General features: G+C 60.5%; 16 protein-coding genes. 6 read left to right on the top strand and 10 right to left on the bottom strand.

The window, feature by feature from the left end:
• Positions 1-19: 19 nt before the first annotated feature.
• The 8 genes from ACLB6G_RS02490 to hemE form a co-directional block, all read right to left on the bottom strand.
• Entirely contained in the window at positions 20-898 is an 879-nt protein-coding gene (locus ACLB6G_RS02490) for a ParB/RepB/Spo0J family partition protein (protein ID WP_410354525.1), read from the bottom strand.
• A 32-nt stretch (positions 899-930) separates the two neighbouring features.
• Positions 931-1,719: a ParA family protein gene (locus ACLB6G_RS02485; RefSeq protein WP_410354524.1), complete on the bottom strand. Its 789-nt coding sequence runs from the start codon at positions 1,717-1,719 to the stop codon at positions 931-933.
• A gap of 45 nt (positions 1,720-1,764) precedes the next feature.
• Positions 1,765-2,400 (bottom strand): 16S rRNA (guanine(527)-N(7))-methyltransferase RsmG, encoded by a 636-nt coding sequence (rsmG, locus tag ACLB6G_RS02480; RefSeq protein ID WP_410354523.1) that lies wholly within the window; start codon positions 2,398-2,400, stop codon positions 1,765-1,767.
• Positions 2,397-4,268, bottom strand: coding sequence for a tRNA uridine-5-carboxymethylaminomethyl(34) synthesis enzyme MnmG (gene mnmG, locus ACLB6G_RS02475; protein ID WP_410354522.1), 1,872 nt, complete (start codon positions 4,266-4,268; stop codon positions 2,397-2,399). The genes rsmG and mnmG overlap by 4 nt, the downstream gene beginning before the upstream one ends.
• Positions 4,269-4,407: 139 nt before the next feature.
• Complete coding sequence (gene mnmE, locus ACLB6G_RS02470) at positions 4,408-5,730, bottom strand: tRNA uridine-5-carboxymethylaminomethyl(34) synthesis GTPase MnmE (protein ID WP_410354521.1); 1,323 nt, start codon at positions 5,728-5,730, stop codon at positions 4,408-4,410.
• A 58-nt stretch (positions 5,731-5,788) separates the two neighbouring features.
• Positions 5,789-7,054, bottom strand: a complete 1,266-nt coding sequence (gene rho, locus ACLB6G_RS02465; protein WP_410355154.1) for a transcription termination factor Rho — start codon at positions 7,052-7,054, stop codon at positions 5,789-5,791.
• 154 nt (positions 7,055-7,208) lie between these two features.
• Entirely contained in the window at positions 7,209-7,760 is a 552-nt protein-coding gene (gene hemJ / locus ACLB6G_RS02460) for a protoporphyrinogen oxidase HemJ (protein ID WP_410354520.1), read from the bottom strand.
• The gene (gene hemE / locus ACLB6G_RS02455) at positions 7,760-8,788 is read right to left on the bottom strand and encodes a uroporphyrinogen decarboxylase (RefSeq protein WP_410354519.1); all 1,029 of its coding nucleotides are present in this window, start codon (positions 8,786-8,788) and stop codon (positions 7,760-7,762) included. Before hemE ends, hemJ begins: the two co-directional genes overlap by 1 nt.
• Positions 8,789-9,201: 413 nt before the next feature.
• Here hemE and ACLB6G_RS02450 point away from each other — a divergent pair, with 413 nt between their 5' ends.
• From ACLB6G_RS02450 to dnaQ, 5 genes are all read left to right on the top strand, one after another.
• A complete protein-coding gene (locus ACLB6G_RS02450; RefSeq protein ID WP_410354518.1) occupies positions 9,202-10,032 on the top strand; it encodes a pyruvate, water dikinase regulatory protein in 831 nt (276 codons plus the stop codon).
• Between the two features lie 33 nt (positions 10,033-10,065).
• Complete coding sequence (locus ACLB6G_RS02445) at positions 10,066-10,665, top strand: Maf-like protein (RefSeq protein ID WP_410354517.1); 600 nt, start codon at positions 10,066-10,068, stop codon at positions 10,663-10,665.
• A complete protein-coding gene (locus ACLB6G_RS02440; protein WP_410354516.1) occupies positions 10,658-11,506 on the top strand; it encodes a shikimate dehydrogenase in 849 nt (282 codons plus the stop codon). Before ACLB6G_RS02445 ends, ACLB6G_RS02440 begins: the two co-directional genes overlap by 8 nt.
• Entirely contained in the window at positions 11,503-12,096 is a 594-nt protein-coding gene (gene coaE / locus ACLB6G_RS02435) for a dephospho-CoA kinase (protein ID WP_410354515.1), read from the top strand. The genes ACLB6G_RS02440 and coaE overlap by 4 nt, the downstream gene beginning before the upstream one ends.
• Positions 12,097-12,184: 88 nt before the next feature.
• The gene (gene dnaQ, locus ACLB6G_RS02430; protein WP_410354514.1) at positions 12,185-12,904 is read left to right on the top strand and encodes a DNA polymerase III subunit epsilon; all 720 of its coding nucleotides are present in this window, start codon (positions 12,185-12,187) and stop codon (positions 12,902-12,904) included.
• A gap of 67 nt (positions 12,905-12,971) precedes the next feature.
• Here the strand turns inward: dnaQ and secB are convergent, their stop codons facing one another.
• Both secB and ACLB6G_RS02420 read right to left on the bottom strand, forming a co-directional pair.
• Positions 12,972-13,469 (bottom strand): protein-export chaperone SecB, encoded by a 498-nt coding sequence (gene secB / locus ACLB6G_RS02425; RefSeq protein WP_410354513.1) that lies wholly within the window; start codon positions 13,467-13,469, stop codon positions 12,972-12,974.
• Positions 13,470-13,590: 121 nt separating this feature from the next.
• On the bottom strand, positions 13,591-14,067 hold the full coding sequence (locus ACLB6G_RS02420; protein WP_410354512.1) for an FxsA family protein: 477 nt from the start codon (positions 14,065-14,067) through the stop codon (positions 13,591-13,593).
• Between the two features lie 177 nt (positions 14,068-14,244).
• Here ACLB6G_RS02420 and ACLB6G_RS02415 point away from each other — a divergent pair, with 177 nt between their 5' ends.
• Positions 14,245-14,949 carry a Tim44/TimA family putative adaptor protein gene (locus ACLB6G_RS02415; protein WP_410355153.1) on the top strand — a complete coding sequence of 235 codons (705 nt, stop codon included), beginning with the start codon at positions 14,245-14,247 and terminating at the stop codon, positions 14,947-14,949.
• Positions 14,950-14,951: the final 2 nt, after the last annotated feature.

Below are 14,951 nucleotides of genomic sequence, written 5' to 3'. Positions count from 1 at the left end.
CGGGTTGGAGCCTAGGCAGTCAACGCTGGAGCCGGCGGCAGACCTCGTCCAGTTGCTCGAGATTCGCATAGGCGATCCGCACCACACCGCCATTCGATCCGTGGTCGATATTCACCTTCATGCCCAAGGCATCGCCGACCAGCCGCTCCAGCGCAATCGTATCGGCATCCTTTTGCGATTTCGTTCCCTGGGCTTTCGAGCCGCCCCGCTTGTCCGGCGTCTGTTGCAACGCCTCTGCCTGACGCACGGACAATCCGTCGCGCACGATACGCCGCGCGAGTCCGGTCGGATCGTCGGCCGTGATCAGCGTGCGCGCGTGTCCGGCCGAGAGATCTCCGTTCACCAGCATCGTGCGGACGTCGTCCGGCAGTTTCAGCAGCCGAAGCGTGTTTGCAACATGGCTTCGGCTCTTGCCGATGACCTGGGCGAGATCGGCCTGGGTATAATTGTGATCCTCGATCAATTGCTGATAGCCCATCGCCTCTTCGACGGGATTGAGATCGGACCGCTGGACATTTTCCACAATCGCCAGTTCCAGTGCTACCCGGTCATCGACCTCCCGCACCAGGACAGGCACCTCCACCAGACCCGCCATCTGGGCCGCGCGCCAACGCCGCTCACCGGCAATGATCTCATACTGGCCGGGATGGCCCGGGCGGGGGCGGACGACGACCGGCTGCACGACGCCATGCTCGCGGATCGATTGCGCGAGATCCTTCAGGTCGTCTTCGGAAAAATGTCGCCTCGGGTTGCGCGGATTGCGGCCGATCAACTCGATGGGTGCCTTTCCGTCGGCTTTTGTCCGCGGCTTTTCCGTATCGGCTTCAGGCTTGTCCATCTCGCCAATCAACGCTGCCAGGCCGCGCCCAAGTCTTCTTTTTGAAGGATCTTCGTTCATGAGAGTCCACTTTCAGATGGCGGCAAATATGATCAGGCAGCCTGGAGGCGGCGTTCACGCCGGATCACCTCGGAGGCAAGCTGCAAATATGCCTGGCTTCCACTGCACTTGAGATCGTAGAGAATCGCCGGCTTTCCATGTGACGGCGCCTCCGAAATACGGACATTGCGCGGAATGACGGTATTGTAGACCTTGTCCCCCATATGCGCCCGGACATCGTCGACCACCTGGTTGGCGAGATTGTTGCGGCCGTCATACATGGTGAGAACAATGCCTTGGATTTCCAGCGCCGGATTGATGTTTGCGCGGACCTGCTCGACTGTCTGAAGCAACTGGCTGAGACCTTCGAGCGCAAAGAACTCGCACTGCAGTGGGACGAGCACCGAATCGGCGGCAGCCATTGCGTTCAAGGTCAGGAGATTCAACGAAGGCGGGCAGTCGATCAGGATATAGCTGTAGCCATGTGCATCATTGCGGATCGCGTTGCGCAAACGCAGGACACGATCGGCCGAATTGGCGATCTCCATCTCCACGCCGAGCAGATCCATGGTCGAAGGGACGATATCCAGCTCGGGAACGGCGCTTCTTATCGTTGATTCGGTCAATGAACGTTCGCCGACCAGGACATCATACGCAGAGACGACGCGATCGGAGCGCTCGATCCCAAGACCGGTACTCGCATTGCCCTGCGGATCAAGGTCAATGATGAGCACCTTCTCGCCGATAGCGGCCAAGGCGGTACCGAGATTGATCGCGGTTGTGGTCTTTCCGACCCCGCCCTTCTGGTTGGCAAGGGTAATGATCCGGGTTCGTTTGCTCATTGTCTTGCATCCGTGACGCCAGGGATTCGGCTGTATCGTCGAGTTTCAGCGCCGAACAGGCCGTCTGATTTCGAGAATGGAACTTTCAACGTCTATGGCGCTGTCATGTTCTACCAGATCGAAAGACCAGTTTCGCCTGCTTTCTTCGATCTCCTGCCGGTATCCACGGCCTTTTGGAAAAAAGGCTCGCGTCCTCTCGGAAAACAAGGGATGCGAAAGAGACAACAGCTTGTCCAGCGGCGCCAAGGCCCGCGCCGTCACAAAATCCGGCTGTTTCACGTGAATCACTTCGTCCTCGATGCGGCCGGAACGGATTACCGCCCCCGCTCCGGTCCTTGCATTCACGCTATGAAGAAAACCGGTCTTCTTGCGATTGCTCTCGATCAGCGTGACCGGAAAACCCTTCTCCTTGTTCAGGATGGCAATGACCATACCGGGCAAACCGCCTCCGGAACCGAGATCGACCCAGGAGCCTCCGGACTCCCCGATCTTCATCGCTATCGACCAGATCTGGGCGGAATCGAGAACATGCCGGGACCAGAACTCCTTCATGGTCCCGGACGAAGACAGGTTGATACGGGAGTTCCAGGCCTCGAATTCCGACTGAAAGCGTTTCAGATGATCGTATGTTTCACGTGAAACGCCGGGCGCGATGCGGCACAGGTCGTCATAATCACTCATCCCGCCTTCGCCCTGTAGCCGGAAGACTCCCGCCGGACATGCGCAATCAACAATGCCAACGCTGCTGGAGTCATGCCTTCAATTCGCCTTGCCTCACCGATGGAAGCCGGCTTCAGCAGGGCCAGCCGCGATTTCAGCTCATTCGACAGACCGGAAATCTGATCATATTCAAACGACGCCGGAACAGCCAGATGTTCTTCCTTTTCGGCGAGCGCGATATCCGCCTTCTGCCGCTCAAGATAAACCGCATACTTTGCTTCTGTTTCAAGCAATGCCTTTACCTTGTCCGGCAAGGCACCGATCCGCTCGTCTATCAGCTCGAACTGCGCGATACTTGCATCGCTCATGGACAGCAATTCCATACCATTACGCCGCTTGCCATCCCTGTTGAGCCGGAATCCGAATTCATCCGCCTTTTCCGGCGTCAGGGAAATACCGCGGAGCAATGACGCGCCAAGATCGTACCTTTGCTTCAAGCCTTCAAACGCGCGCCGCCGGTATTCACCGACCACACCGTATTGAAGCCCGAGCGGGGTGAGACGAAGGTCCGCATTGTCCGCGCGCAATGAAAGACGATACTCAGCCCTTGATGTGAACATCCGGTAAGGCTCTGTAATACCGCGGTTTACCAGGTCATCAATCATGACCCCGATATAACTGTCACTCCGATGGAACCGGACAAGGTGCTGTCCCAAGGCGTGCCGCGCAGCGTTGAGTCCGGCAACAATTCCCTGCGCGCCCGCTTCTTCGTAACCCGTCGTTCCATTGATCTGACCGGCCATGAACAAGCCGTCGGCGTTCTTGAGTGACAGCGCCGATGTCAGGCAACGCGGATCGACATGATCATACTCAATGGCATAGCCCGGTTGAAGGATCACGGCCTCTTCAAGTCCCGGCAGCGTCCTGATGAATTCTGCCTGGACATCTTCCGGCAAAGATGTCGAAATCCCGTTCGGATAAACCGTGTCGTCATCGAGACCTTCCGGTTCGAGAAAGACCTGATGGCCGTCGCGGTCGCCAAAACGGACGATCTTGTCCTCGATGGAAGGACAGTAACGTGGCCCCTTGCTCTCGATCCGGCCGGAATACATCGCCGAGCGCGTCAGGTTTTCGCGAATGACGGCGTGTGTGCGGGCGGTCGTTCTCGATATGCCGCATTTCACCTGGGGGTTGGTGATCTTTTCCGTCAACAGGGAGAACGGAACCGGATCTTCGTCGGCTTCCTGCATCTCCAGAACCGACCAGTCGATCGTCCGGCCATCGATGCGCGGCGGCGTCCCCGTTTTCAACCGGCCCATCGGCAAACCCAACGCCTGCAGGTCCGCGGACAGACCCATCGATGGATCTTCTCCCATGCGACCTGCCCTGATCTGGCGCTCGCCGATATGGATAAGGCCACCGAGAAACGTTCCTGTCGTAATCACGACGGAAGAACAGTCAATCACGGTCTTGTCGGAGAGAACCACGCCAATGACCCGGTGACCATTCATTTTCAACCGAACGACTTCGCCTTCCACCAGATCAAGGCCGTTCTGGTTCTTCAATGCCGACTGGATGGCTTTCCGGTACAAGAGACGGTCCGCCTGGGTACGCGGCCCTCGGACTGCAGCACCTTTTTTCCGGTTGAGAAGCCTGAACTGGATACCGGCCTTGTCTGCCGCCACGCCCATGAGTCCGTCCAGCGCATCGATTTCGCGGACGAGATGTCCCTTGCCCAGTCCGCCAATCGCCGGGTTGCACGACATGACGCCGATCTGATCCAGCTTCATGGTGACGAGGGCAGTGCTCGCACCGGCTCGTGCCGCCGCCGATGCTGCTTCGCATCCAGCATGACCGCCACCAATCACGATGACATCGTACTTGTTCATCCTGCTTGCCTTCTCTGCCGGTCTTTCCGGTCCAACTTTCCATGATTTGACCCATCCGATAGCGCACAGCGGACACAGGATCAAACGGAACCCACCGATGGTTTCACGTGAAACGCTACATGGATGTGTTTCACGTGAATCATTTGCCGATGCAGAATCGGGAAAATATCACACCCAACAAGTCCTCGACATCGACCGCACCGGTTACCCTGCCGATGAACATCATGGCGCGCCGCAATTCTTCTGCAGCCAGTTCGGGCTGTTCCTCGAGCAACGGCAAGGCGTTCGCTATCGCGGCCTTAGCCTGGGAACAGAGGATCGCATGCCGCTCCTTGAAAAGGAGGGGCGCATTGTCACCGGCAATTGTGAGGTCTTTTACCAGGCGGCCGATTGCTTCCAAGAGTGTATCCAGCCCTTCCCCGGACAGTGCGGAAACACGGAAATCCGCATGAAACGAAGCTGTTTCGGCAAGATCCTGCTTGTTTGCGATCCGCCATACCCTCGCGGATGGGAATTCCGGGACGACGTCGACGCCGGACTGATCGGCGCTGGTGACGTGAAGCACGAGATCCGCCGCCTCGATTGCGGCCACCGCGCGTTCGATTCCGATTTTCTCCACCACGCCGGTCGTCTCGCGCATGCCTGCGGTATCTGTCAGGATCACCTTGTAACCGTTGAGATCAAGGGCGACTTCGACGAGATCGCGGGTCGTGCCTGCTTCTTCAGAGACAATGGCGACATCACGTTTCGCCAAGGCATTCAGCAAGCTCGACTTGCCGACATTCGGCTTCCCTGTCAGCACGACGCGAAAACCGTCGCGCATGATTTCTGCACTGTGAACCTGCTTCAGTTCTCGTTCCATCCTCTCCGAGATGGCCTCAAGCCTGGAACCGATGACGTCCCGCATCGAGCCCGGTACATCCTCTTCATCGGAAAAGTCGAGTTCCGCTTCGAGCAACGCCCGGGCTTCGGTCAACGCTGCCATCCATTGCGACCAGATGGCGGCATTCGACCCGCTGCTGTTCTCGATCGACAGACGCCTTTGAACTTCGGTCTCGGCGGCAATGAGGTCGCTCAACGCCTCGGCCTCATGAAGATCGATCTTTCCGTTCAGGAACGCCCGGTGCGTGAACTCGCCGGGTTCCGCCATCCGAAACCCGTTGATCGAAGCCAGCGCTTGCAGGCAGGCAGAGACAACCGCTTTGCCGCCATGAAGGTGGAGTTCAACCGTGTCTTCACCCGTGAACGAATTCGGTGCCCGCATCCGCAGGATCATGGCCCTGTCGATGATCCCGTGGCGATCATTCGAGAGAAGACGCAGCACCGGTCTCCGGCCCTTCGGCAGTTCTCCCTCGACGATAAATCCGACCCTTGCGGCATCCGGCCCGGAAATTCGCACGACAGCAATCCCTGCCGGCAAAGCGCCGCTGCTCAGGGCAAAGATGGTGTCTCCTGTCGTCATGCGGCACCGCAGGATGAAACGGATCCGAATCGGTCTGGATGTTACGGAACCGAATCGGTCACGTATTCATCGAATCGAAGAAATCTGAGTTGCTCTTCGTCTGCTTCAGCTTGTCGATCAGGAACTCGATCGCATCGGTCGTACCCATCGGGGCCAGAATGCGACGCAGCACGAAGATCTTCTGAAGATCCTGGCGTTGCACGAGGAGATCTTCCTTGCGTGTCCCCGACTTGAGAATATCCATCGCCGGGAAGATCCGCTTGTCCGCAACCTTTCGGTCCAGAACGATCTCTGAGTTGCCCGTGCCCTTGAATTCCTCGAAAATCACTTCGTCCATACGGCTGCCGGTATCGATCAGGGCGGTTGCGATGATCGTCAGGGATCCACCCTCCTCGATATTGCGGGCCGCACCGAAGAAACGCTTTGGCCTCTGGAGGGCGTTGGCGTCCACACCGCCGGTCAGGACCTTGCCCGAAGACGGTACGACGGTGTTGTAGGCGCGGCCAAGACGGGTGATCGAATCAAGCAGGATGACAACGTCGCGGCCGTGTTCGACGAGGCGCTTTGCCTTCTCGATCACCATTTCCGCGACCTGTACATGGCGCACCGCCGGCTCGTCGAAGGTGGACGACACCACTTCGCCCTTCACCGAACGCTGCATGTCGGTCACTTCTTCGGGACGCTCGTCGATCAGCAGCACGATCAGGTAGCATTCCGGATGGTTGGCGGTGATCGAGTGGGCGATGTTCTGGAGAAGCACCGTCTTGCCGGTCCGCGGCGGTGCGACGATCAGCCCGCGCTGTCCCTTGCCCAGCGGGGAAACCAGGTCGATCACGCGGGCCGATAGATCCTTGCCCGTCGGCACGTCTATTTCCATCCGGAGCCGTTCGTTCGGATAGAGCGGCGTCAGATTGTCGAAATGGATCTTGTGACGGATCTTCTCCGGATCCTCGAAATTGATGGTGTTGACCTTCAGGAGCGCGAAATATCGTTCGCCTTCCTTCGGGCTGCGAATCGGACCCTCGACCGTGTCGCCCGTCTTCAGCGAGAAACGCCGGATCTGCGAAGGCGAGATATAGATGTCATCCGGCCCGGGGAGGTAGTTCGCATTTGCGGAACGAAGAAAACCAAACCCGTCCTGAAGGACTTCGACCACGCCTTCGCCAATGATCTCGACATCTTGCGACGCCAGTTTCTTGAGAATGGCAAACATCAGTTCCTGTTTGCGCAGGACGCTCGCGTTCTCGACTTCCAGAGATTCGGCAAATGCGATGAGGTCGGTCGGGTTTTTGCTTTTAAGCTCCTGAAGTTTCATTTCCTGCATGGTGAGACTCGTCAGAAAGAGGGGATGTTGACCGGGATCAATCATGCGTGACATGGGAAAAGGCAGGGAACTGCCACCGACCGGTCGAAAGGAAGGAGCCTTTCCATAAACCGGAACCCGTCGATTGGCAAGCCTGACCCTCGGCGCCCGGCGCCTACCAGAGCGCCGGCTTCACGATCACGACAGCCACGATCACGATCATCAGGACGGTGGGGATCTCGTTGATCATGCGCCACTGGCGCTGCGTGCGCATGTTGCGATCCTCGGCGAACAGGCGAACGCCCTTGGCCAGGTCGCCATGGGCCGCCGACATGGCAAGGACAGCGGCGAATTTGACGTGGAACCAGCCGTCCGTCAGCCAGCCGCCTTCCCAGGCCAGCCAGAGGCCGAAGACCCATGAAATCGTCATCGCCGGATTCATGATGACGCGCAGCAGACGCCGTTCCATCACCTTGAACGTCTCCGACTGTTCGGACCCCGGTTCGGCCTCGCAGTGATAGATGAACAGCCGCGGCAGATAGAACATTCCGGCCATCCAGGCGATGATCGCCATCACATGGATCGCCTTGGCCCACAGGTAGAACCCGCCCGGATCGACCAGGAAGATCAATCCGGTCAGCGCCAGGAAAACCGCGATGGCCACGAGGGCTCTCCTGGCGGCCTTGCGGCCGCTGGATTCCATGTCCTGCCGCGTCTCCGCCGCCATCAGGCCCACCCGGCCTGACGGACGCGTGCAACCATCCGCTCGACATTCTCGATCGGCGTTTGCGGCGTGATGCCGTGACCGAGATTGAACACCAGCGGTCCGTCGCCGAGTGCCTGGAGAATCCGGTCGACGCCTTCGTCCAGCGCACGTCCTCCGGCAACGAGGCGCATCGGATCGAGATTGCCCTGGACAGCACCACCGGCCTGCAGGCGCCTGGCCTGGCTCAACGGAACCGTCCAGTCCAGTCCCAGGGCATTCACGCCGGTTTGCGCGCGATAGCTGTCATAGAGAGCTCCAGCGCCTTTCGGGAACCCGATCACGGGCACATCGGGAAAACGCGCCTTGACCCTCGAAACCATCCGCGCAACGGGCTCGACACACAGCGCCTTGAATGCCGCCTCATCCAGCACGCCGGACCATGAGTCGAAAATCTGAACGGCGTCGGCACCGCTTTCGATCTGCCGGATCAGGTAATCGGCCGACAGGTCCGCGAGTATCGCGAGCAGCCCCGCCATGGCCTTTTCTTCCTGAAACGCGAACAGCCGTCCTGGCGCCTGGTCGGGTGTCCCGTGGCCAGCGATCATGTAGGTGGCGACGGTCCAGGGCGCGCCACAGAACCCGAGCAGGGTTGTTTCGTTCGGCAATTCCTTGCGAAGCCTCGTCACGGTCTCGTAGACCGGCGCGAGGTGTTCATGAAATCCCTTGTCGTCCAGGCGTGCCACCTCCGCTGCTGTAATCGGCGTCATCACGGGTCCGCGGCCTTCCACGAAATCGAGATCACGGCCAAGCGCGTGAGGTACGACCAGGATGTCGGAAAACAGGATCGACGCGTCAAAACCGAATCGCCGGATCGGTTGCAGCGTGACCTCGACGGCAAGGTCCGGGGAGTAGCACAGGTCCAGGAAGCTACCGGCCCGTTTCCGGGTCTCGCGGTATTCCGGCAGATACCGGCCGGCTTGCCGCATCATCCAGACGGGAGGCGGAAAACGCCGTGCTCCCTTGAGTACTTCAATCACGTTTCGCGTCATTCGTCCCGTTCCTCGCCGGATCCCTTGATGGCGGAATCCTATAAAAGAGATTCTATCTTAGAGTCTTTTGTTTCTATGACTCTGTCAGAATCGTGAATTGTTCATTGTCCACAAAGCGATGGCGGATTCCGGGCCTCGGCGAACACCGCTGTGCATTTACCCACATGGGGACAATTTCTTGGAAAAGCACGAAATCACGCGCAAATTCAAGGCTCTCATTGAAAAGCAATTGAAACCCTCCCTGTGAGGAAACCGGAGCATGCCGCTTCCTCTCACAGTTTTTTCCAGATCGTGGATTTCCTGTCCAGAGCCATCGCCGCTGTGGAAAAACCGGCTGGTTTTCAACACCGCGAAGAGGCAGTCTGGCGGTGGTCACACTTGTCCACACGAATTGACAGGCAGGCGGATAACCGGTGAACAAACCGCAGAGCTATTTCCACCTTCATCTGATTTCCGATGCGACGGGCGAAACGCTGCTGGCAGCGGGAAGGGCCGCGTCCGCGCAATACAAGAATGCGCGCGCCATAGAGCACATCTATCCCCTGATACGCACGCCAAGGCAGATCGAGCGGGTTCTCGAGGAGATCGACGCGGAACCTGGAATCGTCCTCTACACGGTTGTCGACCAGGAGCTTGCAGCCCAGATCGACAAGGGATGCGCGGCGATGGGCCTGCCCTGCGTCTCGGTGCTCGAACCGGTCCTTTCCGTCTTCCAGTCCTATCTTGGAGCCCCGACGGCGCGGCGGGTCGGCGCCCAGCACGTGCTCGACGCGGAATATTTCCGCCGCATCGACGCGTTGAATTTCACCATGGAGCATGACGACGGCCAGTTGACCCACGATCTCGACGAGGCGGATGTGGTTCTGCTGGGCATCTCGCGCACCTCCAAGACACCAACCTCGATCTATCTGGCCAACAGGGGAATCAAGACCGCCAATATCCCGATCGTCCAGAACGTTCCCCTTCCCGAAACGCTGGTCCACGCGACGCGGCCCCTCATTGTCGGCCTTGTCGCCTCGGCCGAACGCATATCGCAGGTGCGCGAAAACAGGGTGCTCGGTTCTTCAATGGCCTACAACCAGGGTTCTTATGCCGACCGGGCGACCATTGCCGCGGAACTGACCTACGCCCGGCATTTGCTCAGCCGCCATGGATGGCCGATGATCGATGTCACGCGGCGTTCCATCGAGGAAACCGCCGCCGCCATTCTCGCATTGTACAACAAGGCGCGCCATCCGGGCTGAGCCGCACCCACCGCAGAGGATTACCAAGACCCCATGCCACCTGACCTGATCCTGGCTTCCGCAAGCCCCTTTCGCCGGCAACTGCTGGAAAACGCCGGCATTTCATTCAAGGCCATCCCAGCCGGAATCGATGAAAGGGCAGTGGAGGCGCCGCTTGCCGAGACAGGCGCCTCGCCGGAGGACATCGCCCTTGTCCTTGCCGAGGCGAAGGCACTTGAAGTGTCCGGCCGGCATCCCGATTGCATCGTCATCGGATCTGACCAGACCCTGTCGCTGGGGGATGACGTGCTGCACAAGGTCGAAACGATGGAAGAGGCGCGCAAGCGTCTTTTGCTGCTCGCCGGCAAGACGCATCATCTCAATGCGGCCGTCGTTCTGGCCAGCGGCGGCGAGACGGTCTGGCGGCATGTATCGGTGGCGAGCCTCACCATGCGGGACCTTGATCCCGGCTTTGTCGGCCGCCATCTTTCAGCTGCCGGCGATTCCGTGCTGTCGAGCGTGGGCGCCTACCAGATCGAAGGGGTCGGGATCCAGCTTTTCGAGCGTATCGAAGGAGACACCTTCACCATCATGGGATTGCCTCTCCTTCCGCTGCTTCAGCAATTGCGCGTCATGGGGGCGATCGATGGGTGATCGGACTGTCAGGGCCGGCGTCATTGGTGACCCGATCAAGCACTCGCGCTCACCGGTCATTCATGGCTACTGGCTGCGGCAGATGGGGATCGACGGCCGATATGACGCCATCCATGTGCCGGCGGGGCAGGCCGCAGGCTTCATCGCCCGATTGCCGGAATCCGGTCTCGCCGGGTGCAATGTGACGGTGCCGCACAAGGAGGATGTCTTCCGCGCGGTGGCAAATCTGACGGAGACCGCGCGCAGGATCGGAGCCGTCAACACGGTCTGGATCCGTGACGGAGAGACATGGGGAGACAATACCGACGGCTACGGCTTCTCGGCTAGTCTCGACCAGCGTTCGCCCGGTTGGGACCGGGGCGGAAAGGCGACAGTCATCGGCGCTGGCGGCGCGGCGCGCGCCATTGTCGACACGCTGCTCCAGCGTGGGTTCGACCGGATCGCCCTCGTCAACCGGACCCTGAACCGGGCAGAGGAACTGGCCGGGCATTTCGGACCACGGGTCTCCGCGGCCGGTTTCGGGGACATGGCGCGCGAACTCGAAGGCGCCGCGCTTGTCGTCAACACCACCACCCTCGGCATGGAGGGAACCACCGGGCACGTCTTCGATTTCTCCATGGTGCCGGAACACGCCGTCGCCACGGATATCGTCTACACGCCCTTGCTGACACCATTCCTTGCCGCGGCAAGGGAACGCGGACTGGCCACCGTGGACGGGCTTGGCATGTTGCTGCACCAGGCCGTGCCCGGTTTCGAACTGTGGTTCGGGCAGCGCCCGGAAGTGACCGGCGAATTGCGGCGGACTGTCCTTGAGACCATGGGCGTGACGGAGGACGCATGAGAATCGTCGGATTGACAGGTTCCATAGGGATGGGGAAGAGCACGACAGCGGCCATGTTCGCCGAAGCGGGCATCCCGGTGCATGATGCGGATGCGGCCGTGCACCGGCTTTATGCCGGCCGCGCCGCGCCTCTGGTCGAAGCCGCCTTTCCCGGCACCGTTGTCGACGGGGTCGTCGACCGGGACCGGCTAGGCAAGGCCGTGATTGGCAATGGCGAGGCCATGAAGAAACTTGAGACCATCGTTCATCCCCTCGTCAGGGAAGAGGAACGCGCCTTTCTGGACAAGGCAAGGGAAGCCGGTGCGCCCTTCGCCGTCCTCGATATCCCCCTGTTGTTCGAAACCGGCGGACAGGACCGGGTCGATGCCGTGGTCGTCGTTTCGGCCGATGCCGCGGTCCAGCGCGAGCGCGTGCTGGAGCGCCCGGGCATGAGCGAGGCGAAGTTCGAGGCCATCCTGGCCCGCCAGGTGCCCGATGACGAAAAGCGTGCGCGTGCCGATTTTGTCATTGACACCGGCCACGGGCTGGACGCCGCACGCGCCCAGGTCGCGGATGTCATCGCCGCGCTCAGCGAACCTGCGGTGGATTGACCCTTCCAGCGGTCACGCGAGCCTTGCGTTCGGGCCAGCCGCTCCGAAGATGGTCGGTGAAGCGAATCACCGGCCGGGAGGCGGACCCATGCGCGAGATCATCTTCGACACCGAAACCACGGGGCTCGACAACCAGGCCGATCGCGTCATCGAGATCGGCGGCGTGGAACTGGTGGACCGTTTTCCGACAGGCCGTACCTTTCACGTCTATATCAACCCGGAGGGCAGGGACGTTCATCCCGAAGCCTATGCCGTGCACGGCATCGCGAACCAGGATCTGGCCGGCAAGCCGGTCTTTTCCGAGATAGCCGAAGAGTTCCTCGCCTTCTTCTCCGGCGCGAAGCTGGTTGCCCACAACGCCGGTTTCGACATGGGTTTCATCAACGCGGAACTGGCGCGGCTCTCCCTGCCGCCCTTCGATCCGGGCCTCGTGATCGATACGCTCGCCATCGCCCGGCGCAAGCATCCCATGGGGCCGAACTCGCTGGACGCGCTCTGCCGCCGCTACGGCATCGACAACTCCCACCGCACCAAGCATGGAGCCCTGCTGGATTCCGAACTGCTGGCCGAGGTCTATATCGAACTGGCAGGCGGAAAGCAGGCGGCGCTCCGGTTGAACGAGGATCACGGTGGCGGGGACGAGGACAGCGCGCAAGGCGTCACCGTCGTTCTGCCGCAGCGGCCCGAACCGCTGCCGCAACGGTTGTCGGAAGCGGAAGCCGCCGCGCATCTTCGTCTGGTCGAAAGGCTTGGCGAGAAGTCGCTCTGGGCGAAACTCGGTTTCGGCTCAGCCGCAACCGGCCAGTGAGACGGCCATGAAAAAACCCGGCGCGCGAACGCCGGGTCTTCGATGATTCACGTGAAACGTCGGGCTGTCAGCTCGGATTGGCGCTTTCGGTCCGGTTGCGCTCCTCCGCCATGCGCTGCTGGAACATCGCCGCGAAATCGATCGGCTCGAGCATCAGCGGCGGGAAACCGCCATTGCGCGTGGCGTCCGAAATGATCTGCCGCGCGAAGGGGAACAGCAGGCGCGGGCATTCGATGAAAAGGATCGGCAGCATGTGCTCCTGGGGGAACCCTGCGACGCGGAAGATGCCGCCATAGACGAGTTCCACATTGAAAAGCGTCTTGCCTTCAAGTTCGGCCTTGGTGTTGAGCGTCAGCACCACGTCGAATTCCTGTTCCGAGAGCGGATTGGCGTTGACGTTGACATTGATGTTGATGCCCGGGCTCTTGCTGCCCTGGTTCTGCAGGGAACGCGGCGCGTTCGGGTTCTCGAAGGAGAGATCCTTGATGTACTGGGCCAGGACGTTGAGGACCGGCTGCTGCTGGTTCTGTCCATTGCCTGGCGCTGCGGATTGGGTGTCGCTCATCCTACGGTTCCTTTTCAAGATTGCACCGGCGTGCGGCAGGCGGGTGTCCTGCAGGGAAAAATCGCTGGCTGGCTATCATGGCCGTTCGTGCATGACAAGTGAAACCGCCGTGGCGGCCAGGTCAGTCCGGGTGGCGGCGCCTGTTTTCGTCGTCCTTCCGGTACTCGTCTTCGCCTAGGTCGATCGTGCGGCCATCCTCGCGGCGCCATGTTTCGCGCGCCGTGAACCCGCCGGCGCTGACAACGGTGATGCGGTTGCGCAAGAATCGCCAGCCGAGATCGCGCAAGGCCGGGATGAAGAGCAGGAATCCCATCGTGTCGGTAATGAAGCCGGGCGTGAGCAGCAGCACGCCGGCGACGAGGATCATGACGCCATGGACGAGTTCGCGGCCCGGAACGCGGCCCGCATCGGTTTCCGCCTGGATGCGGGTGATCAGCGAGAACCCCTGGATGCGCAGCAGGATGGAGCCGATCACAGCCGTGACGACGATCATTGCCAGCGTGGCGACGACACCGATCTGGCCGCCGATCACCACGAAGGCGGCGATTTCGGCGAGCGGAATGACCAGGAGAAGGAACGGGATGAGACTGAAGGGCATGGGCCGCGTGGCGCCTTTCTCTCGGAGATGACCGGATCGGTTCGGATGTGCAATACTGTAGGCTTGAATATAGGAAGGCCGACAACGCATTTGAATGCGTGGCACCGGCGTTCTATATGAGGCCTAGTCGCTTTTGAAACGTTCCCGGCCGGAAGGCCGGCCATGATGGCAGGCACGATGCAGTATCTCGATTTCGGAACGATATTCTTCCTGGTCACGGCAGTGGTCATCATCTACCAGCTTCGTTCCGTGCTTGGCCGGCGCACGGGCAACGAACGTCCGCCCTTCGACCCCTACACGGAAGGGCGGCTGGAAAACAAGCCTCAGGCCGACGACAATGTCGTCGCGTTGCCGCCCCGCAGGAAGAAGGGCGACGGCGACGCGGCCGACGAGTTCTACGCACCCGTCGATGTGGTCGCCGAGAAGGGTACGCCGCTCAACAGGACGCTGCGGCAGATTCGCGATGCCGATCCCAACTTCGACCCCAAGGGCTTCGTCGAAGGCGCCAAGATGGCCTATGAAATGATCGTCACGGCCTATGCCGAAGGTGATCGCAAGACCTTGCGCAATCTGCTGTCGCGCGATGTGTTCGAAGGCTTCGACCAGGCGATCAAGGCGCGAGAGAAGGCTGGCGAGAGCATGCGCTCCTCGTTCGTGGGCATTTCGAAGGCCGAAATCACCAATGCCGAGATGCGCGGCAACGACGCGCTTGTCACGCTGCGCATTGTCTCCGAGATGATTTCGGCGACCATTGGCGCCAATGGCGAGGTCGTCGACGGCGATCCGGAATCGGTCACCGAGGGCACCGATATCTGGACCTTCGCCCGGGACCTGCGGTCGCGCGATCCCAACTGGAAGCTCGTCGCGACCGAAGAGGAATGACA

It is taken from the genome of Zhengella sedimenti, from assembly GCF_046506625.1.
Classification (GTDB): domain Bacteria; phylum Pseudomonadota; class Alphaproteobacteria; order Rhizobiales; family Rhizobiaceae; genus Zhengella; species Zhengella sedimenti.
This window is presented reverse-complemented; position numbering and strand designations above follow the sequence as displayed.